General features: G+C 70.6%; 23 protein-coding genes and 1 tRNA gene. 13 read left to right on the forward strand and 11 right to left on the reverse strand.

The genetic code is table 11. From position 1 onward, the window contains the following. The first annotated feature begins 290 nt into the window (after positions 1 to 290). The 3 genes from sppA to BMZ47_RS01925 all read left to right on the forward strand — a co-directional run bounded on the left by sppA (position 291) and on the right by BMZ47_RS01925 (position 2,015). Positions 291 to 1,253 carry a signal peptide peptidase SppA gene (gene sppA / locus BMZ47_RS01915; protein WP_007559928.1) on the forward strand — a complete coding sequence of 321 codons (963 nt, stop codon included), beginning with the start codon at positions 291 to 293 and terminating at the stop codon, positions 1,251 to 1,253. 62 nt (positions 1,254 to 1,315) lie between these two features. Next, positions 1,316 to 1,627, forward strand: coding sequence for an integration host factor subunit beta (locus BMZ47_RS01920; RefSeq protein ID WP_007559930.1), 312 nt, complete (start codon positions 1,316 to 1,318; stop codon positions 1,625 to 1,627). A gap of 19 nt (positions 1,628 to 1,646) precedes the next feature. Continuing rightward, positions 1,647 to 2,015: a LapA family protein gene (locus BMZ47_RS01925; RefSeq protein ID WP_091857949.1), complete on the forward strand. Its 369-nt coding sequence runs from the start codon at positions 1,647 to 1,649 to the stop codon at positions 2,013 to 2,015. A 10-nt stretch (positions 2,016 to 2,025) separates the two neighbouring features. Here BMZ47_RS01925 and BMZ47_RS01930 read toward each other — a convergent pair whose 3' ends face one another. From BMZ47_RS01930 to BMZ47_RS01970, 9 genes are all read right to left on the reverse strand, one after another. Next, complete coding sequence (locus BMZ47_RS01930; protein WP_091857952.1) at positions 2,026 to 2,685, reverse strand: phosphoribosylanthranilate isomerase; 660 nt, start codon at positions 2,683 to 2,685, stop codon at positions 2,026 to 2,028. A gap of 18 nt (positions 2,686 to 2,703) precedes the next feature. Next, entirely contained in the window at positions 2,704 to 3,810 is a 1,107-nt protein-coding gene (locus BMZ47_RS01935) for a DUF2125 domain-containing protein (RefSeq protein ID WP_091857954.1), read from the reverse strand. A gap of 142 nt (positions 3,811 to 3,952) precedes the next feature. Next, positions 3,953 to 4,399: a hypothetical protein gene (locus BMZ47_RS01940; RefSeq protein ID WP_039902314.1), complete on the reverse strand. Its 447-nt coding sequence runs from the start codon at positions 4,397 to 4,399 to the stop codon at positions 3,953 to 3,955. A 150-nt stretch (positions 4,400 to 4,549) separates the two neighbouring features. After that, positions 4,550 to 5,329, reverse strand: a complete 780-nt coding sequence (locus BMZ47_RS01945) for a lysophospholipid acyltransferase family protein (RefSeq protein ID WP_091857958.1) — start codon at positions 5,327 to 5,329, stop codon at positions 4,550 to 4,552. An 85-nt stretch (positions 5,330 to 5,414) separates the two neighbouring features. Then, the gene (locus BMZ47_RS01950; RefSeq protein WP_007559942.1) at positions 5,415 to 5,933 is read right to left on the reverse strand and encodes a hypothetical protein; all 519 of its coding nucleotides are present in this window, start codon (positions 5,931 to 5,933) and stop codon (positions 5,415 to 5,417) included. Between the two features lie 122 nt (positions 5,934 to 6,055). Then, on the reverse strand, positions 6,056 to 9,253 hold the full coding sequence (locus tag BMZ47_RS01955; RefSeq protein WP_007559943.1) for an efflux RND transporter permease subunit: 3,198 nt from the start codon (positions 9,251 to 9,253) through the stop codon (positions 6,056 to 6,058). A 107-nt stretch (positions 9,254 to 9,360) separates the two neighbouring features. Next, positions 9,361 to 10,518 (reverse strand): efflux RND transporter periplasmic adaptor subunit, encoded by a 1,158-nt coding sequence (locus BMZ47_RS01960; RefSeq protein ID WP_007559945.1) that lies wholly within the window; start codon positions 10,516 to 10,518, stop codon positions 9,361 to 9,363. A 146-nt stretch (positions 10,519 to 10,664) separates the two neighbouring features. Next, positions 10,665 to 10,985 carry a rhodanese-like domain-containing protein gene (locus BMZ47_RS01965; RefSeq protein ID WP_007559947.1) on the reverse strand — a complete coding sequence of 107 codons (321 nt, stop codon included), beginning with the start codon at positions 10,983 to 10,985 and terminating at the stop codon, positions 10,665 to 10,667. 107 nt (positions 10,986 to 11,092) lie between these two features. Beyond that, positions 11,093 to 12,373 carry a glycosyltransferase family 4 protein gene (locus BMZ47_RS01970; protein ID WP_091857961.1) on the reverse strand — a complete coding sequence of 427 codons (1,281 nt, stop codon included), beginning with the start codon at positions 12,371 to 12,373 and terminating at the stop codon, positions 11,093 to 11,095. A 158-nt stretch (positions 12,374 to 12,531) separates the two neighbouring features. On the opposite strand from BMZ47_RS01970, the gene BMZ47_RS01975 reads away from it, so the two are divergent. Next, positions 12,532 to 12,608 (forward strand) — tRNA-Pro (locus BMZ47_RS01975). Between the two features lie 97 nt (positions 12,609 to 12,705). On the opposite strand, the gene BMZ47_RS01980 is transcribed toward BMZ47_RS01975, so the two are convergent. After that, positions 12,706 to 13,608 (reverse strand): MBL fold metallo-hydrolase, encoded by a 903-nt coding sequence (locus tag BMZ47_RS01980; protein ID WP_091857963.1) that lies wholly within the window; start codon positions 13,606 to 13,608, stop codon positions 12,706 to 12,708. Between the two features lie 255 nt (positions 13,609 to 13,863). Between BMZ47_RS01980 and BMZ47_RS01985 the strand changes: the two genes are divergently transcribed. The 4 genes from BMZ47_RS01985 (at position 13,864) to BMZ47_RS02000 (ending at position 16,928) form a co-directional block, all read left to right on the forward strand. Continuing rightward, positions 13,864 to 14,529: an SCO family protein gene (locus tag BMZ47_RS01985; RefSeq protein WP_007559955.1), complete on the forward strand. Its 666-nt coding sequence runs from the start codon at positions 13,864 to 13,866 to the stop codon at positions 14,527 to 14,529. A 94-nt stretch (positions 14,530 to 14,623) separates the two neighbouring features. Then, on the forward strand, positions 14,624 to 16,213 hold the full coding sequence (locus tag BMZ47_RS01990; RefSeq protein ID WP_091857966.1) for an OpgD/OpgG family glucan biosynthesis protein: 1,590 nt from the start codon (positions 14,624 to 14,626) through the stop codon (positions 16,211 to 16,213). Between the two features lie 99 nt (positions 16,214 to 16,312). Further along, entirely contained in the window at positions 16,313 to 16,543 is a 231-nt protein-coding gene (locus BMZ47_RS01995; RefSeq protein ID WP_007559959.1) for a hypothetical protein, read from the forward strand. 4 nt (positions 16,544 to 16,547) lie between these two features. Further along, complete coding sequence (locus BMZ47_RS02000; RefSeq protein ID WP_007559961.1) at positions 16,548 to 16,928, forward strand: hypothetical protein; 381 nt, start codon at positions 16,548 to 16,550, stop codon at positions 16,926 to 16,928. 15 nt (positions 16,929 to 16,943) lie between these two features. Here BMZ47_RS02000 and BMZ47_RS02005 read toward each other — a convergent pair whose 3' ends face one another. After that, positions 16,944 to 17,216: a DUF6894 family protein gene (locus BMZ47_RS02005; RefSeq protein WP_091857969.1), complete on the reverse strand. Its 273-nt coding sequence runs from the start codon at positions 17,214 to 17,216 to the stop codon at positions 16,944 to 16,946. A 355-nt stretch (positions 17,217 to 17,571) separates the two neighbouring features. Between BMZ47_RS02005 and BMZ47_RS02010 the strand changes: the two genes are divergently transcribed. The 5 genes from BMZ47_RS02010 to glmS all read left to right on the forward strand — a co-directional run bounded on the left by BMZ47_RS02010 (position 17,572) and on the right by glmS (position 25,125). Beyond that, positions 17,572 to 18,282, forward strand: a complete 711-nt coding sequence (locus BMZ47_RS02010; protein ID WP_091857971.1) for a Crp/Fnr family transcriptional regulator — start codon at positions 17,572 to 17,574, stop codon at positions 18,280 to 18,282. A 399-nt stretch (positions 18,283 to 18,681) separates the two neighbouring features. Continuing rightward, positions 18,682 to 20,250, forward strand: coding sequence for an RNA polymerase factor sigma-54 (rpoN, locus tag BMZ47_RS02015; protein WP_091857974.1), 1,569 nt, complete (start codon positions 18,682 to 18,684; stop codon positions 20,248 to 20,250). Positions 20,251 to 20,328: 78 nt separating this feature from the next. Next, positions 20,329 to 21,705 carry a bifunctional UDP-N-acetylglucosamine diphosphorylase/glucosamine-1-phosphate N-acetyltransferase GlmU gene (gene glmU / locus BMZ47_RS02020; RefSeq protein ID WP_091857979.1) on the forward strand — a complete coding sequence of 459 codons (1,377 nt, stop codon included), beginning with the start codon at positions 20,329 to 20,331 and terminating at the stop codon, positions 21,703 to 21,705. Positions 21,706 to 22,195: 490 nt separating this feature from the next. Next, the gene (panS, locus tag BMZ47_RS02030) at positions 22,196 to 23,128 is read left to right on the forward strand and encodes a ketopantoate/pantoate/pantothenate transporter PanS (RefSeq protein WP_091857984.1); all 933 of its coding nucleotides are present in this window, start codon (positions 22,196 to 22,198) and stop codon (positions 23,126 to 23,128) included. A gap of 170 nt (positions 23,129 to 23,298) precedes the next feature. After that, the gene (gene glmS / locus BMZ47_RS02035; RefSeq protein WP_091857987.1) at positions 23,299 to 25,125 is read left to right on the forward strand and encodes a glutamine--fructose-6-phosphate transaminase (isomerizing); all 1,827 of its coding nucleotides are present in this window, start codon (positions 23,299 to 23,301) and stop codon (positions 25,123 to 25,125) included. Positions 25,126 to 25,139 lie beyond the last annotated feature (14 nt).

Here is a 25,139-nt window from a genome sequence, read left to right on the forward strand (position 1 = left end):
CGGCGCATGCGCGCCAGGCAAGAGATCCATCGAGTGACCTGTGCCTCCGAATGGGACCGGATCGATACCCCGCGGGCTGCCCGCGGACAGCCCGTCTTGAGGGTCTGCCCGGGGGCACCGCATTTTCTTCGCGCGGCCCATATCCAGGCCCGCGGAAAATGCTCTAGAACACCGGCGTCGTGCGGCTCCGGCCGCGCGACGCAAAGGAAACCAAGGACTTGCCCGGCGCGGGGCCTCGCCCCCGCACCCCAGCTCGGGGTCGATCCGGGGAGGCGAGGGGAAGCGTACGCATGGCAGCCGACGCCGAACTGCTGATCGACCGCCGGCGCCTGCGCCGCAGATTGTCCCTGTGGCGGGTGCTCGGGATCGGCGGCCTGATCGTCGCGGTGGGCGCCCTGGGCTACCGGGTCCGGACCGGCCCCGACGGCGCCTTCGCGGTGCGCCCGCAGATCGCCCGCATCTCGGTCTCGGGCTTCATCGCCGGCAGCGAATCGACCGCCAAGCTGATGAAGCGGGTCGGCGAGTCGGACGCCGTGAAGGGCGTGATCGTCTCGATCAACTCGCCGGGCGGCACCACCACCGGGTCGGAGGAGATCTTCCGCAACCTGCGCGCGCTCGCTGCCAAGAAGCCGCTGGTCGCCTTCGTGGACGGCACCGCGGCCTCGGGCGCCTACATCACCGCCATCGCGGCCGACCATATCGTCGCCCGGGAGACCAGCCTGGTCGGCTCGATCGGCGTGCTGTTCCAGTATCCGGACCTGTCGGGCCTGCTCGACAAGGTCGGGGTCAAGGTCGAGTCGGTCAAATCCTCGCCGCTCAAGGCCGAGCCGTCGGGCTTCACCCCGACCACCCCGGAGGCGCGCGCCGCTTTGGCCGCCGTGGTCGGCGACACCTACGCGTGGTTCAAGGGCCTGGTCGCGGAGCGCCGGGGCATGGATCCCGGCCAGCTCGCCGTCGTGTCAGACGGGCGGGTGTTCAGCGGCCGCCAGAGCGTGCCCCTGAAGCTGGTGGACGAGCTGGGCGGCGAGCGCCAGGCGGTGGCCTGGCTCGAGAAGGACCGGGGCGTCCCGAAGGACCTGCCGATCAAGGACTGGAAGCCGAGCAAGGAGAGCGACTTCTCCCTCTGGTCGGCCGCCGGCATCGGCGCGGACCTCCTGGGCTTCGACGGGCTCGCCGGGCGTCTGCGGGCCGTCGGCACCCAGGCTGAGACGGCCGGCGGCGGCCTCCTCGTCCTGTGGCGCCCGGAGCCCTGAGCGCCCCCGACCGAGACGGCAGCCCGGAAGCCCGCCCCGATTCCCCGAGAAGACCAGACGCCATGATCAAGTCGGAGCTCGTCCTCAAGATCGCCGAGCAGAACCCGCATCTCTACCAGCGCGACGTCGAGATCCTGGTCAACGCGATCCTCGACACCATCTCGGATGCGCTGGCCCGGGGCGACCGGGTCGAGCTGCGCGGCTTCGGCGCCTTCTCGGTCAAGCGCCGAGAAGCGCGGAAGGGACGCAACCCGCGCACCGGCGCGGCCGTTGCCGTGTCCGAGAAGGCGATTCCCGTGTTCAAGACCGGGAAAGAGATGCGTCAGCGCCTCAACGCCGCGGGCATCGGCGAGAGCGCGTCGGCTGCCGAGTAGGAAGAGGTCTGTGAGCGCGATGATCCGTTTCCTGAAGAGCCTGGTGCTGCTCCCGATCGCCGCCCTGGTGATCCTGCTGGCGGTCGCCAACCGGGCGCCGGTGCCGCTCTCCTTCGACCCGTTCAACGCCGACGCCCCGGTGTTCAGCGTGAACCTGCCGCTCTACGCGATCCTGTTCGGCGCGGTGGCCCTGGGCATCGTGGTCGGCGGCGTCTTCACCTGGCTCGGCCAGGGCAAGACCCGGGCGAATGTGCGCTACCACCGCCGCGAGGCGACCCGCTACGAGCGCGAGGCGAACCGGCTGCGCGCCTACGCCCCGGAGAGCGAGACGCAGGGCCCCTACACGGTCCCCAACACCAACCGGACCGCGCTGCCGGCGCCGCGCTGAGCCGCGCCCGTCAGCGCGCCGCCCGGACCGCGGCCACGAAAGCCGCGATCCTCTCCGGATCCTTGACGCCGGGCGCGGTTTCGACGCCCGAGGACACATCAACGGCTCCGAGCCCCGTCCGGGATAGAGCCTCGCCGACATTGCCGGCATCGAGCCCCCCGGACAGCATCGTGCCCGCCGGCAGGTCGGCGCCGTCCAGGATCGACCAGTCGAACCGGTGGCCGTTGCCGCCGGGGAGCGCGGCCCCGGCCGGCGGCTTGGCATCCAGCAGGATCCGGTCCGCCACCCCGGCATAGGGCGGGATCGCCGTGAGGTCGGCCCGGGCGGCCACACCGATCGCCTTCATCACCGGCCGGCCGGCGAGCGCGCGGATCGCCGCGACCCGCTCCGGGCTTTCGCGCCCGTGGAGCTGGATCAGGTCGGGATCGACCGCCTCGATCGCCGCCCGCACCACCGCGTCGTCCGGATCGACCAGGAGGACGACGCGTTCGGCGCGCCCCCGGGCCTGCGCCGACAAGTGCGACGCCTCGTCGAAGGCTACGTGGCGCGGACTTCGCGGGAAGTGGACGAGCCCGATCCAATCCGCGCCGGCCGCCAGAGCGGCTTCGACGGTCTCGGGCGTGCTGAGCCCGCAGATCTTGACGCGGGCCGGTGGGAGCAGGGCGGACATCGCGGCGGTATAGCCGATCTAGTACAGGACCGGCAGGTAGACGTTCGGGATCGGGAACCCGCTGAACACCAGGCGCCCGTTGACGAGCTTCAGCGGCGGCAGGGGCTTGAGCGGGGCCGCATCCGCCGACGCCTCCGGCTCGGGTTGCCAGCCCAGGCCCAGCAGGCCGCCGACGAGCTGGCCGACCAGAGCGCCCTTGTCCGAGCCGAAGCGCTGGCCGACCACGCTGCCGATCAGGGCATCCATTCCGGCCGCCCGCAGGTCGAGCTGCCCGACCGGACGGTGGGCATCGTCCAGGGCGAGCGCGCCCTTCGCCTGGACGCGCTGGGCGCCCTTGGCCAGGGACAAACCGGTCAGGTCGAGGGTTCCGCCGGCCTGCCGCCAGCGCTCCAGCTCCCGCGGCACCGGCCCGGTCCGCAGGACGGTCGCCTGGGTGAGCGTCGCGTCCAGGGACAGGTCGCCCGGCGCGGGGTTGCCGGTGAGCGCGTCGAGCTGCGGCACGACGGCCTGAGCCAGGCGCAGGCTGACATCGACGGCGCCCTCGGATTCGTAACGGCCGGGAGTCGGCCGCGCGTGCAGCTCCAGATGCTGGCCGGTGACCACGATCGGCCCCGGATCGGTGCCGGTGACGGTGACGTTCGGGCCGTCCACCACCAGGGAGGCGCGGGTGAACCCGTCCGACGCGCCGTGGACGCTGCCCTGGAGCTTGCTCCAGGCGGCGTCGCCGGTCAGCGCGCCCTGCTCGACGTGGAACGGCCCGGCGCTCTCGAACAGAACCAGGCGCGGCTGGTAGACCTGTGCCACCGCGGTGGACGGGCCGAGGCGGAACCGGCCATCGGACCGCTCCAGCGTGACGGCGCTGCAGCGCAGCTCGATCCGGAACGGATAGCCGGTGAGCGACCGGTCGGCGCAGGTCCAGCTACGCCCGGCTGCCGCCTCCCGGGCGATCCAGCCATCGATCTCCGTCGCCGCCCGGCCCCGGAGCCAGAACCAGCCGGCCGACCAGGCGACCGCGATCAGCGCGAGCAGGATATAGGGCAGGAACAGACCGAGCCGGAACCGTCGCGCCGTCTGCGCCCGTGAGGCCCGCGCATCAAGACCCGGCTGCGTCCGATCCTGAACCATGCATCCCGCTCCCCGTCATCCGCCCCGGATCACGGGGCTGCCGGCCCCGCCTTGAGGCCATGCACGGGGCAAAACTGGGGCGGCGCCGGGATCGGTCGACCGGCGGGCGGACCGATCCGCCCGACGGGACCGGTTTTTCGGCTCAGACTTGAGCCGGCTCGATCGTGTCGAGCTGCAGGTCGTTGACGATCGCCGTCCGCTCGGCCTCGTCATCGGCCAGGCGATGCACGTGCAGCTCCGTGGCGCCCCGCGTGCGCACCCGGTCGAGCCAGGTCCGCCGGAGATGGTCGCGCGGGCTCTCGTTCGAGGTTGCCACCGAGACCATCTCGGCAATGCCGGTATCGTCGCGCCGCACGGCGATCACCACGGCTTCCGCCATCTCGTCGAGATCGAAGGCGCCGGCCGGATGAACCCCGACCACGTAGCGCCGGCCCGAGCGCCCGCGCCAGGCCGAGAGCGGGAGGGCCGGCGTGCCGCGCAGGCCAGCGGTAGTCTTGAGGCGTTCTTCACGCACATCCTGTCTCCGCGTGCGATCGTCCTTCAGGTCGCGAAGCGCGGCCGACCAGGACAGGGCTCTTCTGTTCGCCATTTGTTCCAACCTACCGCGCGATATCCACAGGCGTCAAGCACAACGTTCCTAGGGAGGAATGTGGTGATCGCCCGGGTTATCCACAAGCGCCCGCAGGGGCCATCGTCATGGCGTGACTGGCGAAATTCGGCCCGCGGCCGGCCGGAACGATCAGCGGCGCTGCGCGGCTCCGGCCGGAGCTTCGGCGGCCGGCGCCGAATCGGCCTCGGCGGCAAACCCCTTCGGGGCGCCCTCCAGCAGGGCGTTGGACGCCAGCTCGAGCCGCTCCTGGGCCAGCGCCTGGAATTCCTGGCGGCCCATGCCCGGGGGGATCGGCTCCAGGAACTGGATCACGGCCTTCCCGGGCCGGCGGATGAGGCTGTTGCGCGCCCAGAACTGCCCGGTGTTCAGGGCCACCGGCAGGCAGGGGACCTTCAGGGCCATGTAGAGATGCGACAGGCCCTGCTTGTAGGCGGGTGGCGCCCCCACGGCCCGGCGCGTCCCCTCCGGGAAGATGATGAGCTGGCGTCCCTCCCGGATGGCGTCGGCCGCAGCCGCGTTCATCAGGCTCATCGCCCGGGCGCCCTTGGACCGGTCGATCGCCACCATGCCGCTGCGGGACAGGTACCAGCCGATCAGCGGGATCAGCAGCAGCTCGCGCTTCAGGATGTAGGCGAATTCCGGGAACACGGTGCAGAGCGCCAGGGTCTCCAGGGCCGATTGGTGCTTGGCCGCCACCAGCAGCGGGCCCTTCGGGATGTTCTCGAGGCCGCGGAACTCGACCTGCATGCCGGCCACCACGCGCAGCAGCCACAGGGTCAGACGGCCCCAGAGCCGGGCCAGACGCAGCACGGCGCGGCGGGAGACCAGCGTCGGCAGGCCGCCGAACGCCAGCAGCGTCGTCATGGCGTAGAAGCAGACGTTGAAGGCGAGGGAGCGCAGGGCGAGCATCGGAATCCGCTTCGTGGCGGTCCTCCTCTAGCGCGCAGAGGCGCCCGCGGCCAAGCGCGGACGGTCCGACACCGGACCGAACCGCTCATGCGCCACCGGCATGCGGCTCCGCACGCGAGAAGCCGGCGCTGCGCCCGGCGACCATCCAGTAGATCAGGCCGGCACTGGCGCCGACGACGAACAGGATCAGCGTCAGGCGCGCTTCCGCGGCGAGAAGCCCCGGCGCGGTGCCGGTCGTCTGCGGACGCACCGCGCCCCGCGCCAGCCAGGGCAGGGCGGCGGTCAGCAGGCCGCCCCCGGCACCGTACCAGAGGTAACCGCGGCGCGCGAAGATCTCGCCGGCGAAACCGACCAGGGCGGGGGGCACGAACAACAGGACGAACAGCGCCTGCGCGAGGCCGGCGACCAGAAGGAGCAACCCTTCCGGCGGGAGGCCGGCGGAGAGGTCGGACAGCGCCATGTCCACGCCGGCGAGCGCCCCGCCCGTGAGCCAGGCATTGGCCGTGGGGTCGACGAGCAGCGCCAGAACCAGGATCGCGGCGCCGGCCGGGACGGCGAGCAGGAGGGCGAAGGCTCCGAGGAGCAGGCGGCCGAGGACGTGCATGACAGGCTTCTACACCGAAGACCCCACGCCTTCGCAAAACGAAGCCGCGCCCGACCGGTCAGGGTCGGGCGCGGCTCAGAGATCCTGCGATCGCCGGGCTGCCGGCGGTACGACGTTCCGCCTCAACCGTGGGCGGGGGCCGCCCCGCCATGGTCGCCGTGGGACGGCTTGCCGCGCAGGCGGCCGAGCCAGAGCGAGAAGTGGCGGATCACCACGTAGAAGACCGGGGTGAGGAACAGGCCGAAGAAGGTCGCGCCGATCATCCCGAAGAACACCGCGGTGCCCAGCGCCTGGCGCATCTCGGCGCCGGGGCCGGTGGCGATCACCAGCGGCAGGGTGCCGAGGATGAACGCGAAGGCGGTCATCAGGATCGGGCGCAGGCGCAGCCGGCAGGCTTCCACCGCCGCCTCCACCGGGCCCCGGTGCTCGCGCTGCTCGATGTCGTGCGCGAACTCGACGATCAGGATCGCGTTCTTGGCAGCCAAGCCGATCAGCACGATCAGGCCGATCTGGGTCAGGATGTTGTTGTCCTGCCCCCGGAACTGCACCCCGGCCAGAGCCGCGAGCACGCCGGTGGGCACCACCAGCAGGATCGCCATCGGCAGGGCCCACGATTCGTACTGGGCGGCCAGAACGAGGAAGACCAGGAGCACGCCGAGGGCGAAGACGGCGCCGGCGGTGCCGCTCGCAGCCTTCTGCTGATAGGCGATCTCGGTCCAGTCGTAGGAGTAGCCCTCGGGAAGCGCCTTCTTAGCGATCTCCTCCATGGCGGTGAGCGCCTGACCGGTCGAGACACCAGGCTTGGCCACGCCCTGGACCGGCACCGAGTAGTACAGGTTGAACCGCTGCACGATCTGCGGCCCGGTCACGTCGCGCACCGAGGCCAGCGTGCCCATCGGCACCAGCGCGCCCGTGGAGGAGCGCACCTTGATCTGCGAGATGTCCTGGATCGACGAGCGGAACGCAGCGTCGCCCTGCAGGCGCACCTGATAGATGCGGCCCAACGTGTTGAAGTCGTTCACGTAGGTGCCGCCGAGATCCGCCTGGACCGACGAGAACACGTTGGCGAGCGGCACGTTCAGCATCCGCGCGATGGTGCGGTCGATGTCGAGGAAGAGCTGCGGCGTCGCGTTGTCGAAGGTCGTGAACACGCGCTGCACGTCGGCGCTCTGGTTCGCCTGGGCGATCACCTCGCCGGCGGCGGCCATGAGCGGGCCGATCTCCGAGGATTGGCGGCTCTCGATCTGCAGCTTGAAGCCGCCGCCGTTGCCGAGACCGCGGACGGGCGGCGGCGGGATCACGATCACCCGGGCTTCTTGGATGTCGGAGGTCGCCTTGAGCACCTCGCCGGTGAGCACCGCGGCGCTGCGCCCTTCGCCGGCCCGCTCCTTGGCCCCGGTGAGCGTCAGGAACATCACGCCGGCATTGGTGGTGTTGGTGAAGGTCGCACCGTCGAAGCCCGCGATGATGACGGCGTTGGCGATGCCGTGCACCGTCCGCGCCTGCTTGGCGGCGCGCAGCATCACCTCGGTGGTCCGGTCGAGCGAGGAGCCCGAGGGGAGCTGCACGACGCCGATCAGGTAGCCCTGGTCCTGGTCCGGGATGAAGCCCGTGGGCGTCGTCTGGGCGAGGTGCAGGGTGCCGGCGATCACCGCCGCGTAGACCAGCAGCATCGCGCCCAGTCCGACGAACCCGCCGGTCAGGACGCGGATCGTCCGCCCGTAGAAGTTCGACGTGGCGTCGAAGGCGCGGTTGAAGCCGTTGGCGAGCCAGTTCACGAACCGCGTCAGGAAGAACTTCGGCTCCTTGCGCGCGTGGTGCGGCACGAGCAGCAGCTTACACAGGGCCGGCGACAGGGTCAGCGAGTTGAACGCGGAGATCAGGGTCGAGGCCGCGATCGTGAGCGCGAACTGCTTGTAGAACTGGCCCGAGATGCCCGGGATGAACGCGGTCGGCACGAACACCGCCGCGAGCACGAGGGCGATGGCGATGACCGCGCCGCCGACCTCGTCCATGGTCTTGTGCGCAGCGTCGCCCGGGGAGAGCCCCTCGGCCATGTTGCGCTCGACGTTCTCCACCACCACGATCGCGTCGTCGACCACGATGCCGATGGCGAGCACCAGCCCGAACAGGGTCAGGTTGTTGAGCGAGAACCCGAAGGCCGCCATCGCCGCGAAGGTGCCGATCAGCGACACGGGAATCGCGATCACCGGGATCAGGGCGGTGCGCCAGCTCTGCAGGAACACCAGCACCACGATGACCACGAGGCCGACCGCCTCGAACAGGGTCTTGTAGACCTCCTGGATCGATTCCTCGATGAACTCGGTCGGGTTGTAGGCGATGCGGTACTCGACGTCCGGCGGGAAGTTCTTCTTGACGACCTCCATTACCTGCTTGACCGAGGTCGCCGCCTCGAGGGCGTTGGTGCCGGGCCGTTGGAACGCGCCGATGCCCACCGCCGGCGTGTCGTTGAGGTAGGAGTTGGTCGTGTAGTCCTTCTGGCCCATCTCGACGCGGGCGATGTCCTTGACCCGGACGAGGCGCCCGTCCTGGGCCTTGATGATCACCTCGGCGAACTGTTCCGGCGTCTTGAAGCGGGCCTGCGACTGCACCACGAGCTGGAACGCCTCGCCCTTGGCCGCGGGCGGCCCGTTGAGCTGGCCGGCGGCCACCTGGACGTTCTGCTCCTGCAGGGCGGTGGTGACGTCGGTGACCGAGAGGCCGTAGGCGGCGAGCTTGTTCGGATCGACCCAGATCCGCTCGGCATATTCGTTACCGCCGAACACCGTGATGTCGCCGACGCCGTCGAGGCGCAGCAGCTCGTCGCGGATGTTCAGGTAGATGTAGTTGGCCAGGTAGTTCTGGTCGTAGGTCTTGTTCGGCGAGAGCAGGTGCACGACCAGCATGAGGTCGGGCGAGGCCTTGCGCACGGTCACGCCGAGGTTGCGCACGTCCGGCGGCAGGCGCGGCTGGGCGACCGAGAGCCGGTTCTGCACCAGCACGTTGGCGATATCGAGGTTGGTGCCGACCTTGAAGGTCACGGTCAGCAGCATGTTGCCGTCGTTGGTCGACAACGACGTCATGTAGAGCATGTTGTCGACGCCGTTGACCTCCTGCTCGATCGGCGTCGCGATCGTGGCGGCCACGGTCTCGGCATTGGCGCCCGGATAGGAGGCGCGCACGGTCACGGTCGGCGGCACGATCTCGGGATATTGCGAGACCGGCAGGCTCTCGTAGGCGACGAAGCCGAGGATCAGGAAGATGATCGACGTGACCGACGCGAAGATCGGCCTGTCGACGAAGAAATGGGCGAAACGCATCGGTCAAACCTCTGAGGCCCGCCGGTCACCCGGTCGGGGCCCTGCGTCGTCGAAGCGGCGCACGCGGCACAGCGTGCGCGAATGCAATCGTGTCGAGCCGGTCAGGCTCACGTCTTGCTCGGGGGCAGCTCGATCGTCTCCGGGGTGACCTTGGCCCCCGGACGGATGCGGGCGACGCCGTTGACCACCAGGGTCTCGTCGCCCTTCAGGCCGCTGCGGATCACCCGGTAGCCGTCCACCTTCGGACCGAGCACCACGTCCTTCTGCTGGATGACGTTGTCGGGCCCGACCACGTAGACGACGCGCTTGTCCTGGTTGGCGGCGACCGCCTCGTCGGGGATCAGCACGCCCTGGAACGGCTTGGTGGCCGGCATCGCGACGATGCCGAACAGGCCGGGCTTGATGAACTGATCGGCGTTGGGAACCGTGGCGCGCAGCAGGATCGTGCCGGTGGCGTTGTCGACACGGTTGTCGACGAAGTCGAGGGTGCCCTTGCGGGTCGGCTTCGCCTCGCCGGACAGCGAGATCATGATCGGCACGCCCTTACCCTGCTGGGTCTGGCCCATGCCGATGCCGAGGCTGTTCTGGTATTTCAGGAACGACTTCTCATCGACGGTGAAGCTGAACCAGATCGGGTCGAGCGACACGATGGTGGTCAGCATCGTCTGGTCGGCGCTGACGATGTTGCCCTCGGTGACGAGCCGCCGGCTGATCCGGCCGTTGACCGGGGCCTTCACCTCGCTGAAATCGTAGTTGAGCTGCGCGTTGTTCAGCGCCGCCTGGGCGCTGTCGACGTCGGCCTGGGCGGTCAGCGAGGCCTGCCGGCGCTGGTCCGTGACCTGCTCGGAGATGTTGCCGCTCCGGGACAGGGTCTGGGCGCGCTCGAGGTCGGTCTGCGAGAAGGATTGCCGGGCCTTGGCCGAGGCGAGGGCGGCCTGGGCCTGCTCCAGCGCCGCCTTGTAGGGTCGGCGGTCGATCACGAACAGAAGGTCGCCCTTCTTCACGTTCTGGCCGTCGATGAAGTTGATCTTCTCCAGGTATCCGGTGACCCGGGCCCGGACCTCGACGTTCTCGATCGCCTCGAAGCGGCCGGTATACTGGTCCTGCTCGACGATCTCGCGGACCACCGGCTTGGCCACCGTCACCTTCGGCGGCGGGCCGCCGGGTGCCTGGGCGTGAGCGATCGGTGCCAGGGGGCCCGCGACCAGGAAGCCGGCAGCGAGACCGGAGAGCACGGGGAAGAGGCTGGAAAGCCGGCTGCGCATCGGGTCCTGCTGTCCGTTGGCCGACCCGTCGGTCGCACCGAGCTTGACGATAAATCCTTGGTGGGCGCGCCGTAACCCGCGCGCCCCGGTGCTTATTGTGCGAGAGCGCACATCACGGCCCCGTGAGAGCGGATTGTTTTAATCCGCTACTCGATTGCTTCGCCCGCGGCGTACCAATCCTTGAAGCCGCCCTTGTAGTGCTCGGAGATGTCGAGGCCCGCTTTCTGAGCGGCCATCAGCGCGTGGACCGAGCGGATTCCCGACCCGCAGGACAGGACCGGGCGGCGGCCATCCGCGGCGATCAGGGCCGCGACGGCCTGCGGATCGAACGTGGAGAGCGGATGGGAAACGGCGCCGGGGATGTGCCCGGCCTCGTATTCGTGGTCCTCGCGCACGTCGATGATCAGCATCGTGCCATCGTTCAACCCACGCTTGACCGTCTCGCGATCGAGGTCGACCACCTGCATCGACAGGCTCTCCGTTCCGCCCAGCCGAAGGCCGGCCCTATGGACTGACGCTTTCCCTTATTCGTCAGGCCCGACCGGCGCAACTCACGGCGTTCCGCGCGACCCCGTTAGATCGCCGCGAGAGTCGGACCGATGGCCGCGAAATGCCCGTTCCAGCTCGGCGGCACGTAGCCGTCGAGGCGGCCGGCGAGTTCGGTGCGGAGCGGCGCGTTCGGTCGAGCGAGGGCTTCGATCGCCTGCTCCCAGCCAAGCCCATCCAGCGGATCGCAGAAATGGGCGACGCCGCCGGCGATCTCCCGGTGGACCGGGATGTCCGAGGCCACCACGGGCAGGCCGGAGGCCGCCGCCTCGACGATCGGGATGCCGTAGCCCTCCGTGAACGACGGCATCAGCAGGGCCGTGCAGCTTCGGGTCAGCGCCGCGAGGCCGTGGGTCGAGAGGCCGGTGACCTCGATCGTGTGGGCGCGCACGCCCGGGCAGCGCTCGAGCATGTCGATGGCGCTCTCGGCCTCCCAGCCCCGGCGCCCCACCACGACCAGGCGGGGCGTCGCCGCCCCGTGCCGCTCGGCCAGACGCCGCCAGAGCTGGAACAGCAGCAGGTGATTCTTGCGCGATTCGATCGTGCCGCAGACCAGGAAGGTCGGGCGGTCCGGCTGAAGCCGGGGCCCCGAGCGGTCGAAAGCCGTTTCGACGCCGAGATGGCCCACGGCCACCGGCGGCCGGCCGAATCCTTCGGCCGCCAGGTGATCGAGAGTGCGCGCGCCGGTATCGGCCGAGTTGACGAGGATCGCGGCGGCATGCCGGCCGACCGTGCGCATCCGGATCCGGTGGCGGTCGGCCTCGCCGGCGCGCCCGTATTCGGGATGCGTGATCGGGATAAGGTCGTGGACGAAGAACGCCGCGCGCACGTCCCGCCGGTCGTAGAGCCAGTCGAACCGGCCGGGATTGTCGAGGCGCAGATGCGAGGTGTGCAGGTAGAGGGCATCCCGGGGCAGGGCCGCGAGCGAGCGCCCGCGCAGGGCGATGTCGGCTGCGGTCTGGGCCTGGATCCGGCGGCGCTGCGATCCACCATTCCGTGGCGCCGGCGCCGATGGGGCGGCCGCCAGCGGGGCGCCGAGCCGCGCCGCAAGCCCGCGATAGACCGGATCCGAGAGCGCGTCCCGATCCTCGACCCAGCCCGCCGCCACCGCCTCGACGATGGCGAGGGCAAGCGCGCGGTCCAGCACCCGCGGCCCATACGCCGTCGAGACCACGCCCACGCCCGGCCCGGGCCGGCCGAGGAAGTGGCGGGCATAGGCGAGATCGACCCGGTCGATCCCTGACGGGCTGGCATGGCGCAGCCGCGTGACGAGGCGCGTGAGATCGAAGGCGATCGGTCGGTCGGTCATGGTCCTCGTTGGCGTGGCGCGGGCGTTTCGGCGCGATGGTCGGGGGGCTGGCGCTCCCCGTACCCGTCCGGGCCGGAGAGGGCCAGCGCCGCCGATCCGCCGCGAAGGGCTTGCGCGGGCCGGGCGCGACGGCTAAGAGCGCCGGGCCCACGTGGCGTCGGAGTGTAGCGCAGCCCGGTAGCGCACCTGTCTGGGGGACAGGGGGTCGTCGGTTCAAGTCCGGCCACTCCGACCATATTTTTTTGGGACTGCGCGTTGGCGCCGGCCCGATCGACCAGCCCCATTCGATCGCCATCGTACCCCGGCCTCGCCGAGGGATTTCGTGCGCGGGTTCAATCCGGCGGCGCGTAGGCTGAGCCATCGGCCGCGCTCAGCGGCGCTTCCACGTAGCGCCCGTGCTCCGGCACCGCGACCTCATCGAACTGCTCGGCGAGGGCATGGAGCGCCCGGCGCATCTCGGGGCCTTGAAGCGGGCGGCCGTGGCCGGTGATGACGCGCTCGGGTTCGAGGCCGGCGAGCGCCTGGACCGAATGGCGCGCCGCGCCCCAATCGATCGTCAGATACATCGGCGGCCCGTGCAGCTCGGGCTCCTGGACCGCCACCGCGTAGGCCGATTCCTGCGCCGTGGTGACGAAGGCGTCGCCGACGATCAGGGTGCGGTCGGCCTCGCGCCAGAACGAGACATGGCCCGGCGCATGGCCCGGCGTATGAATCCAGTGCCAGCCCGCCATCGGCGGCACCGATCCGTCCCCCGGCAGATCCTGCAGGCGCCCGGACACGTCGACCGGTTTCGTCGGGAAGAGCGGCGACAGGCGCCCGAGCAATCCGCCGCCGACGCTCGGATCGGGGGCGGGGTAAGAGGCGCTGCCGTCGAGATAGGGCCGCTCCAGGGCGTGCGCGAAGACCGGGACATCCCACTCTTCGGCGAGATCCTCGAGCACGCCGACATGGTCGAAATGGCCGTGGGTCAGCACGATCGCGGCGGGCCGTGCGCCCGCGCCGAACCGCGCTTCGGCCGCCGCCTTGATCGCGCCCTTGGCGCCCATCACGCCGGCATCGACGAGGACCCAGCCGCGGTCGCCGGCTCCGGGGGCGCCGACGAACACGGTGTTGACCAGCACGAGACGCCGATAGGCGACGTCGCCGGTGATCGCGTGGGTGGAATCGTCCCGCTCGGCATCGCGGGCCGGATCGTCGGCGCGGGCCTTCGGGTCGACGGGAATCTGCTGGGCCATGCGGGGCTGCTCCCATGCGGGTTGCCCGAGCAGACCGGTCTCGGCAGAGCTGCTCGGGTCGTTGCGGCCGCGATGTTGTCCCGCCGCGGATTCGACCGCTCTGGCGTTGGATGCTTCGGCCGCTGGTGTCACGCAAACCGGGGTCGTAGAAGCGGGTTCCCGGAGCGCCGCGGGGCCGGCTCGCCGCAGCGGGATCGCGCGCGGCGATTCCAACCCCATATGGAACCCATCGACGCCCCCGCCGCAGGTCCCAGCATGGCACCGAGCCCGCTCGCCCTCATCGCGTCCGCCACCCTCGTCACCCTGGTCGCCACCGGCACGGGGGCGATCGTCCTGCAGCAGGGTTCCCAGTTCAGCCACCCCCGCCGGGTCGGCGGCAGCTTCGCCATGGCGGATCTCGACGGCAAGCCGGTCAGCCAGGCCGACCTGCTCGGCAAGCCCACCGCCCTGTTCTTCGGCTTCACCCATTGCCCCGAGGTCTGCCCGACGACGCTCGCGACCCTGTCGGCGGCGCTCGGCCGGATGGGCCGCGACGCCGACCGGCTCAACGTCGTGTTCGTCACCCTCGACCCGGAGCGCGATACGCCCGAGAGCCTGCGGGACTACCTGGCCGCGTTCGATCCGCGGATCCGCAGCTTCGTCGGGACGCCCGAGCAGGTCGCCCGCATGGCCGACGCCTACCACGTCGCCTACAAGCGCGTGCCGGTCCAGGGCGGCGACTACACGATGGAGCATTCCGCCACCGTCGGGCTGTTCGACAAGACAGGCCGGATGGTCGGCGAGATCGGCTACGGCGAGGACGAGGACCGCACCCTGTCCAAGCTGATCACCCTGGCGCTGCCGGGGCAATGCGCCCCCGGAGGCGGCGCCGCGCTGTGGGAGACCAACGGCCCCACCAACGCCTGCGGCCCGCGAAGCTGAACCTCAGCCGGCGCCGCGGTAAATTGCGCGGTCATTCCAGCGTGACTAGAGGGCGGGGCAGGTCGGCAGACCGGCGATTCCCGGAGGTTCGAGCTTGATCACGCGACGCGCCCTGACAGCTTTGGGCCTGCTGGCCCTCTCGCCCCTCGCGCGCCCCGCCCTGGCCGCATCCGGCGGCCCGCGCCTGGCCCCGCCCGAGCCGATGGATTTCGACCGGCTGAAGACGCTGGCCCGCAGCCTGCGCGACCGGCCCTACGCGCCGCCCCCGGAGGCACCGGCCTCGCCGACGTTGGACGCGCTGACCTACGGGCCGCTCCAGGAGATCCGCTACCCGCCGGGGCACGCCCTGTTCCCGGAAAGCCCGTACCCGGTCACGTTCTTCCACCTGGGCAACTTCTTCCGGCATCCGGTGAAGATCTATGCGCTCGAAGGCGGCCAGGCGCGCGAGGTCCTGTATTCGCGCGACCTCTTCGCCTACCCGCCCGGCAATCCCGGCAAGGACCTGCCCGACGGCGCCGGCTTTGCCGGTGTCCGCTTCCAGAAGGTCCCGGCCGACCAGCCCGGCGCCGACGGCGACTGGCTGGCCTTCCTCGGGGCCTCCTATTTCCGTGCGGCCGGCGACGGGGCGCAGTACGGCGCCTCGGCCCGGGGCATCGCCATCGACACGGCGCCGGGACCGGGCAAGACGGAGGAATTCCCGGTCTTCACCCGCTTCTACGTTTCTCCGGCCGCGGACGGGGCGGTCACCATCCTGGCGCTGCTGGAAGGCCAGAGCCTCACCGGCGCCTACCGGTTCACCGCCCGGAAGGAGCCGCATGTGGTGATCGACGTCGCCTGCACGCTCTACATCCGCAAGCCGGTCGAGCGGTTCGGCGTCGCGCCGCTGACCTCCATGCTCTGGTATTCCGAGGGGATGAGCCGGTTCCTCGCCAGCGACTGGCGGCCCGAGGTGCACGATTCCGACGGGCTGCTGATGCGGACCGGCGCCGGCGAGCTGATCTGGCGGCCGCTCAACAACCCGCCGCGGCTCAGCGTCAGCGCCTTCGCGGACCGCTCGCCGAAGGGGTTCGGCCTGCTCCAGCGCGACCGGTCCTTCGACAACTACATCGACGACGGCTTCGAGGAGAACCGCCCGCATATCTGGGTCGAGCCGCAGGGCGATTGGGGGGCCGGCAGCGTGCAGCTCGTCGAGATCCCGACCCACCAGGAAACCGACGACAATATCGGCGCCATGTGGGTGCCGGCCGACCCGCCGGGCGCGGCGTCGGAGCGCAGCTTCGCCTACCGCCTGCACTGGCCGGTGACCGAGCCGGTCGCCACCGATCTGGCCCGCTGCGTCGCGACCCGGGCGACCAAGGCCTCCTGGCTCTCCAAGGCGGACAGGCGTGCGGGCCGGGCGAACCTCGTGCGCCAGTTCGTCCTGGAATTCGAGGGCGCGGCCCTGGCGGGTCTCAACCCGGAACAGGCCACGGTGGCGCTGACGCTGTCGCGCGGCTCTGCCGAGGAGGTCGGGGCTACCTGGGCGCCCTACGGCAAGCCGAGCCCCTGGCGGGTATTCCTGAAGGTTTTCGCCGAAGGTCCCGAGCCGGTCGAGATGCGGCTGCAGCTCAAGAACGGCGACCGGCTGCTCTCGGAGACCTGGGCCTACCAGTATTATCCGCAGGCGCCCGGCACGGTGCTGTAGGCCGACAGGCCGCTCCGCCGCATTGCCGGGCCGGCGCGGCCCTCTGTAGAAGGGTGATCCCGGGCGGCGTCGCGCCGTCCCGCCGCATCCGAGGCCGTCATGAACGGCGAACCGCCGCCCGGCCTCAACCTGCCCGAGGCCCTGACCCGTCTGCTGAAGGCCCCGCGGAGCGCGATCTGGCCGACGCCCGAGGACCGGCACCGTCTGCGCCTCGGCCGCCAGCGGCCCCGCCAGCCGAGCAAGGCCGTGATGGGCGTCTGGATCTGGGCGATCCTGTACAACGTGATCGGCTTCGCGATCCTCGCGACCCTGTGGCGGACGATGCACTGACCCGATGAACGCACCCGAGACGCTTCGCTCCGCAGCGCACCGCGCGATCCCGATCGTCCTGCTCCTCGTGGGCCTCGCGGCGGCACCGGCCGGGGCGCAGACGCCGGACAGCGCCCTCAACGCCGATGACGGCACCGGGGCGGTCAAGGTCTGCTCGCCGGTGGCGATGCCCCGCTGGCGCTCGATGATCCCGGTCCCGAAGACCTGGACCTTCCTGGATTGCATGGGCTTCTCAGGCGAGATGGGCGCCAGCCATTTCCAGCTCGGCTGCGTGTTCGCCAACGTGACGCCGCACGCACAGAAATACGCCTGGGGGCCGGTCGTGCCGATCGAGAAGGCGGCCCTGGCCAAGCCGCAGCCGCCGATCCCGAATTGCGGCTGGTGATGCGCCCGATCAGCCTTAGCCGACGCGCGTGTCCGGCCAGTCCAAGGCGAGGGTGAGCTGAGCCCGGAAAACCACCGTGCCGGCCTCGTTCCGGACCTGCGCCTCCAAGTGCAGGTCGGCCAGATCGGACCCCACGGGCGATGTCTGCGTCGCCCGGAGCGTGTCGTTGGCGACTTCCACCAGCGCTTCCGCTGCGGACCGGCAGGCTTCTCGCCGCCCGCAGAATTCGAGGCCCTCCTCGTCGCGGGACAAGGCCGTTCCGGTGATGAAGTCGGTGAAATAGCGCACGGCACACCGCCCCCGGAACCAAGCCTACAATTAGCCCGCCCGGATCATTATTGTCGTTAACCTGGGTCAAGGCGTGCCGCGCGGTCGCCATGCGCGATCGGAAGTCGTTTGACCATCGTCCGGGCGACGGGAAAGCGTTCAACCGGGAAACCGAGTCTGTTCCCGCGGGTTAATTGAAACAGACTCGACGCGTCGGCGCATCATCGTCTGAAAGCGTACATAGCCCCCGGACAAGCTCAATTTCGCTTGTGGTCGGGCGGCGGCCGTTTACCTCGAGTCCTTCGAGATCAGACAAGCTTCAGCGCCGGTAACCGAGAGACTGGCCGCGCTCTAGCACCGACTTTGGAGCGGAGCCTTGGATCGACCGAAGCAGGATGGCGTCCGCAATCGTCTGCTCCGTCTCATGCCACCCGAGGATTTCGCCCGTCTCGCGCCCGCGCTGGAAACCGTGTCGGTGCCGCTGCGCGAGCTGCTGATCCTGCCGCTTCAGCCGATCACCCACGCGCATTTCATCGAGGAAGGCATCGTGTCGCTGGTCGCCGACACGGTCGAGGGCCGGATCGAGATCGGGGTCATCGGCTACGAGGGGATGTGCGGCGCCCCCCTCGTGCTGGGGGCAGACCGGACGCCGCACACCGCGCTCGTCCAATCCGACCTGGTGGCTCTGCGGCTCCCGGCCGCGGTCCTGCAGGCGGCGCTCGACGAGAGCGCGCCGCTGCGCAGCCTGCTCGGGCGATACGTCCAGAGCCTGATCGTCCAGGTCGGCCACACCGTCTACGCCAACACGGACCTCACCATCGAGGCGCGGCTCGCCCGGTGGATCCTGATGACCCACGACCGGCTGCAAAAGGACGAGCTGATCCTGACGCACGAGTTCCTGGCCATGATGCTCGGCGTCCGGCGTCCGGGGGTTACGACCGCGACGCACGTGCTCGAGGGCTCGGGCATGATCAAGGCCCGCCGCGGGCGAATCATCGTGACCGATCGCGACAAGCTGGAAGACCTGGCCGGGGACGCCTACGGGCCGGCCGAGGCCGAGTACGAGCGGCTCCTCGCGCAGGGCTGACGCGCCGGCCGTCGCGACCCGGTCGAGCTTGGTCCGGCGCCTGACCGACCGCTGCCCCGGCGGGCACACGATCCCCATTCGGCCAAGCCGATAGGCCACGCTGTGCTCCGAAGGAGCGACGCGTGAGGCCGATCGCGGTCTCGCGGGATCCGCACAAGCCTGACGATGCACGAACAGCGGTTCGTTAAAGCCTCGCCCTGAAACTGGGCGTCAGGCCGGCTGTGGCGCGCGCACAACGGATCCACGCCCTTCGACCTTTCCCGGCCTCGTTCGGCACCGACGATCTTTGACGCGCGCTGGCGATCGGGTTACAGGTGATCTCGCACGACAAGCAATAACCATGCCGCGAGCAGCGCAGCTCGGCTGGTCGATCACGCTGAAAGGGCATCGGGGCCTCGCATGAGTTTGGTGCAACGGCTGGAAGTGCGTCAGGGCCAGGCCCTGGTGATGACGCCGCAGCTCCTGCAAGCGATCAAACTCCTGCAATTGTCGCACCTCGATCTCGCCGCCTATGTCGAGGCCGAGCTGGAGCGCAATCCGCTGCTGGAACGGGCCGAGTCCGAGGGATCCGGGCCGGCCGAATCCGCCGAGGCGAGCGGCCCGTCCGACGAAGCGGCCTCGGGTGGCGACTTCGACGCCGATTCGTGGCAGCCCACCGAACTCAATCCCAGCCGCGGCGAGATCGAGGCCGATTTCGACACCCGGCTCGACAACGTCTTCCCGGACGACGCCCCCATCCACGCGCAGGAGGCCTCCGGCGGCGACATGCTCTCGCTGACGCCGCCCCCCTACGGCAGCAGCGGCGGCAGCTTCGACTCCGACGCGCCCGATTTCGAGGCCGCCCTGACGGCCGAGATCTCCCTGCGCGATCACCTGGCGAGCCAGCTCGATCTCGCGACCCGCAACCCGTCCGACCGGCTGATCGGTGGCTTCCTGATCGACGCGGTCGACGAGGCCGGCTACCTGCGCGAGACGGTGGAGGGTGTGGCCGAGCGCCTCGGCGCCGATCCGGCCACCGTGGCCCGGGTGCTGACCCTGGTCCAGAGCTTCGACCCGCCGGGGATCGCGGCCCGGGACCTCGCCGAATGCCTGGCGATCCAGCTGCGCGAGCGCGACCGGTTCGATCCGGCCATGCAGGCCCTGGTCTCGCGCCTCGACCTCGTGGCCAAGCGCGATTTCGGCGCCCTGCGCCGCCTCTGCGGGGTCGACGACGAGGATCTCGTCGAGATGCTGGGCGAGATCCGGCGGCTCGATCCCAAACCCGGCCGCGCCTTCGGCTCGAGCGCCGTCGAGGTGCTGATCCCGGACGTGTTCGTGCGCGCGGCCCCGGACGGGTCCTGGCTGGTGGAGCTCAACGGCGAGGCGCTGCCCCGGGTCCTGGTCAACCAGAGCTACTATGCCCGCGTCGTGCGCGGCGCCTCGGCCGACGGCGACAAGGCCTTCCTGTCGGAGGCGCTGCAGAACGCCAATTGGCTGACCCGCTCCCTGGAGCAGCGCGCCCGCACGATCCTGAAGGTCGCCACCGAGATCGTGCGCCAGCAGGACGGGTTCTTCGTCCACGGCGTCACGCATCTGCGCCCGCTCAACCTCAAGACCGTGGCCGAGGCGATCGGCATGCACGAATCGACCGTCTCCCGGGTCACGTCCAACAAGGCGATCGGCACCAGCCGCGGCACGCTGGAGATGAAGTACTTCTTCACCGCGGCGATCCCGGGCGCGGCCGGCATGGCGGCCCATTCGTCCGAAGCCGTGCGCCACCGGATCAAGCAGCTCGTGGACGGCGAGACGCCGGACGACGTGCTGTCGGACGACGCGCTGGTGCAGAAGCTGCGCAGCGAGGGCGTCGACATCGCCCGCCGGACCGTGGCCAAGTACCGGGAATCCCTGCGCATCCCGAGCTCGATCGAGCGCCGCCGCGAGCATTACGCCCACGGCTCCGCCCATCACGGGGCGCTGGCCCTGCGCTGAGATCCGGCGGGACGGTCTTGCGTCGCGGCGGCGTCCGGCCCATCGGTCGCGCGCCGAATCACGATGCCTGGACCTGCGATGACTCCTCCCGCCACGCCCCCGCGCAGCCTCACCGCCATCGTGCTCGCGGCCGGGAAGGGCACGCGGATGCGCTCGGACCTGCCGAAGGTGCTCCACCGGATCGCCGGGCGGACCATGCTGGGCCACGTGCTCGCGGCCGTGCAGGCGGCGGGCGCCGGCCGGATCGCCGTGGTCGCCGAGCCCGGTCGCGAGGATGTCGCCGCCGAGATCGCCCGGGAGGCGCCCGGCGCGCAGGTGTTCCCGCAGGCCGAGCGCCTGGGTACCGCCCACGCCGTGCTCGCCGCCCGGGCCGTGCTCGAGACGCCGGACGACGACGTGGTCATCGCCTTCGGCGACACGCCGCTGATCAGCGCCGAGACTTTTTTGCGACTCCGCGCGCCGCTCGCCGACGGCGCGGCGGTGGCGGTGCTCGCCTTCGAGAGCCCGGTCCCGACCGGCTACGGCCGGGTGCTCACCGAGGGCAGCCGTGTCCTGGCGATCCGCGAGGAGAAGGATGCGAGCCCCGCCGAGCGGGCCGTGACCCTGTGCAATGCCGGGCTGATGGCCCTGTCGGGGCAACACGCTCTGAAGTTGCTGAGCCGCATCGGCAACGACAACGCCGCCGGCGAATATTACCTGCCCGACGCGGTGGCGCTCGCCGTCGCCGAGGGGCTCACGATCACGGTCGTGCCCGTGGACGAGGCGGAGGCGCAGGGCGTCAACGACCGGGTCCAGCTCAGCATCGCCGAGGCCGCGATCCAGGCCCGGCTGCGCCGCAGCGCCATGCTGGGCGGCGCCACGCTGGTCGCCCCCGAGACGGTGTTCCTGAGCCACGACACGATCCTGGGACGCGACGTCGTGGTGGAGCCGCACGTCGTGTTCGGGCCGGGCGTGCGGGTCGCGGACGGCTGCACGGTGCGGGCCTTCGCCCATCTCACCGACACCGTGCTGGAGGCGCGCGTGCGCATCGGGCCGTTCGTGCGGCTGCGCGGTCATGCCGTCCTCGAGACCGGCGCCGAACTCGGCAATTTCGTCGAACTCAAGAACGCCCATATGGGGCCGGGCGCCAAGGCCGCGCATCTGACCTATCTCGGGGACGCAGAGATCGGCGCGAAGGCCAATATCGGCGCCGGCACGATCACCTGCAATTACGACGGCGTGCTCAAGCACCGGACCAATATCGGTGCCGGCGCCTTCATCGGCTCGAACTCGGCGCTGGTGGCGCCGGTGACCGTGGGGGAGGGGGCCTATGTGGCCTCGGGCTCGGTCATCACCGACGACGTGCCGGCAGACGCCATGGCGGTCGCCCGCGGCCGGCAGGCGGTGAAGCCGGGCTGGGCGAAGCTGAAGCGAGCGGCGCTGCTCGCCGAGAAGGTGTTGCGCGGGGGGCGCTGAGGCGCGCTGGCCGAGGTCTGCTGCCGATCTCGGCTTGGGTGTGTGATGGCGGACCTCGACCCATGTCGGTCGCCCGACATTGTCGGCTCCGCGTGGCAACGGGCCTCGGCTTTCCCTCGGGGAGCGGGCGTTCCGTTCCCGCTCCATCGCGACCGGTCAGGCAAAAAGCCAGCGGCCAAGCATGCGACCGAACGGGAACGTGAAAAACCCCGCAATCAGGAGAGCCCCCGCGGCCAACGACAACGCCGTGTAGCGATGGGCATCCACCCGATGCAGGCGGGCGTGCCAAGCCAGCATCGGGGCCTGGGTGAGTGCGAACAGGGAGCCGCACGTCCCGAAAGCCACCCCGCGGTTCGGTAGCGCCCGGAGAACCGCCGGCGCCGCGACAGCGAGAGGCTCGACTTGACAGCGACGCCCGCGGGCACGCCCACGCTTGACGCGCCTCCACGCAGCTGGGACACGGCCGCCTTTCCGGACATCGACCCGCACGATGCTGCTCAACCGCGTGTTTCCCGTCTGCGCCGTCCTGGCCGCGGCCACCGCCTACGTCGCGCCGGAGATGTTCCTCCCGATACTCCCGCACGTCGCCGTGCTGCTGGCCGTGATCATGTTCGCCCTCGGGGTGACGCTGACGCCCGCGGATTTCGGCCGGATCCTGGCCCGGCCCGCGCCGGTCGCGACCGGCGTCGTGGTCCATTACCTCGTGATGCCCGCCGCCGCCTGGGCCATCGCCCACGCCCTCGGCATGGGCACGGAGCTCACGACCGGCATGGTGCTGGTCGGTAGCGTCGCCAGCGGCACGAGCTCCACCCTGATGGTCTACATCGCCGGCGGCGATGTCGCCCTGTCGGTGACGGTCGCCGTCGCCTCGACGCTGGTGGGCCTCGTGGCGACACCGCTCCTGGTGCGCTTCTACGTCGACGCCGCCGTGCCGGTGGATGTGGCGGGGCTCCTGGCCAGCCTTGTGGAGATCGTGGCCGCGCCCGTGGCCGTGGGGCTGGCGCTCAACCGACTCGCGCCGCGTCTGGTCGGGCGCTTCGAGCGCGCGCTGCCCGTCGTGTCGATGGCCGCCATCCTGCTGATCATCGGCGCCGTGGTGGCCGGAAGCCGGGCGAGCATCGCCGCGGTCGGCCCCCTCGTGCTGCTGGCCGTAGCGCTGCACAACGGAGCCGGCCTGGTCTGCGGCTACTGGAGCGGGCGCCTGCTCGGCTTCGATGAGAGCACCTGCCGGACCCTGGCGCTGGAAGTCGGCATGCAGAATTCCGGCCTCGCGGCGGCGCTGGGCAAGCTCTATTTCTCGCCGCTGGCCGCCCTGCCGGGGGCAGTCTTCTCCGTGTGGCACAACCTGTCGGGCTCAATCCTGGCCGGCCACTGGTCGGGCCGGAACCGAGCCGTCGCCGCGCGCGGGACCGCGTCCCGATAGGGCACCCGCGGCGGCGCCCCCCCCGCGGCCACAGCCCTGTCGCCGGGGCTGGCCCTGTGCGGCCCTGATCCGGTACACGTCCCGCTTGGCTCGGCGGTGAGCGAACGGCCCGGACCTTGCGCGGCCGGTCCGCGTGCGGCCACCCGGGCGTCAAAACGAGAGACACTTCCATGTGCGGCATCGTCGGCATCGTCGGGCGCGACGCGGTGGCGGGGCAGGTGATCGAGGCCCTGCGGCGGCTCGAATACCGCGGCTACGATTCCGCCGGCATCGCCACCCTGGAGCACGGGCAGCTGGCGCGCCGCCGCGCCTCGGGCAAGCTGGTCAACCTCGAGGAGCGGCTGGAGCGCGAGCCGCTCACCGGCACGATCGGTATCGGCCACACCCGCTGGGCGACCCATGGCCGGCCCAACGAGACCAACGCCCACCCGCACGCCACCAAGCGGCTCGCCGTCGTCCATAACGGCATCATCGAGAATTTTCGCGAATTGAAGCACGAGCTCGAGGCCGACGGCGTCGTCTTCGAGACCGAGACCGACACTGAGGTCGTCGCTCAGCTGGTCAGCCGCAACATGGACCGCCAGATGAGCCCGGTCGATGCGGTCGCCGCCGCCCTGCCGCGGCTGCGCGGCGCCTTCGCGCTGGGCTTCATCTTCTCCGGCGAGGAGAACCTGCTGATCGGCGCCCGCCACGGCGCGCCGCTCGCGGTCGGCTTCGGCCAGGGCGAGACCTATCTGGGCTCGGACGCCCTGGCGCTCGCCCCGTTCACCGACGCGATCACCTATCTCGACGAGGGCGACTGGGCGATCCTGACCCGCGACGGTGCCGAGATCCGCGACCAATCCGGCGCCCGCGTCGAGCGCCCGCGCCAGAAGATCGCCACGCAGGCCTACCGGATCGACAAGGGCGAGTACCGCCACTTCATGGCGAAGGAGATCCACGAGCAGCCCGAGGTGGTGGGCCGCACGCTCGCCCATTACGTCGACATGGCCAACGGCCGGGTGATGCTGCCGGAGGCTTTGCCCTTCGACTTCGCCAAGCTGAGCCGCGTCTACATCACCGCCTGCGGCACGGCCTTCTATGCCGGGCTGGTGGCCCGGTACTGGTTCGAGCAGGTCGCGCGCCTGCCGGTGGAGATCGACGTCGCCTCCGAGGCACGCTACCGCGAGGCGCCGCTGGAGAAGGACGGGCTGACGCTCGTCATCTCGCAATCGGGCGAGACCGCCGACACCCTGGCCTCGCTCCGCTACGCCAAGAGCCAGGGCCAGCACACGCTGTGCGTGGTCAACGTGCCGACCTCGACCATCGCGCGGGAATCCTCCGTGGTGATGCCGACGCTCGCCGGCCCCGAGATCGGCGTCGCCTCGACCAAGGCGTTCTCGTGCCAGCTCACCGTGCTGCTGTGCCTGGCCATCGCGGCCGGCCGCGCCCGCGGCACCCTCGACGCCGCCGGCGAGCGCCGGCTGGTCGACGCGCTGATCAAGGCCCCGGGCTTGATGGCGGAGGCGCTGACCCGCGAACCGGAGATCGAGTTCCTCGCCCGGGACGTCGCGAAGGCGCGCGACGTGCTCTATCTCGGCCGCGGCACCAGCTACCCGATGGCGCTGGAGGGCGCGCTGAAGCTCAAGGAGATCAGCTACATCCACGCCGAGGGCTACGCGGCGGGCGAGCTGAAGCACGGGCCGATCGCGCTGATCGACGAGAGCGTGCCGGTGATCGTGATCGCGCCCCACGACGCGGTGTTCGAGAAGACGGTCTCGAACATGCAGGAGGTCGCCGCCCGGGGCGGGCGCATCGTGCTGATCGGCGACGCCAAGGGCGCGGCCGAGCACGGCCTCGACACCATGGCCACCGTGACCATGCCGGACCTCGACGCCACGGTGGCACCGATCGTGTACGCGGTGCCGATCCAGCTGGTGGCCTATCACACCGCGGTGTTCATGGGGAAAGACGTCGACCAGCCCCGAAACCTCGCTAAGTCGGTCACCGTCGAGTAGCTGCACGGGCGATC

It is taken from the genome of Methylobacterium brachiatum (assembly GCF_900113845.1).
GTDB classification, from domain to species: Bacteria; Pseudomonadota; Alphaproteobacteria; order Rhizobiales; family Beijerinckiaceae; genus Methylobacterium; species Methylobacterium brachiatum.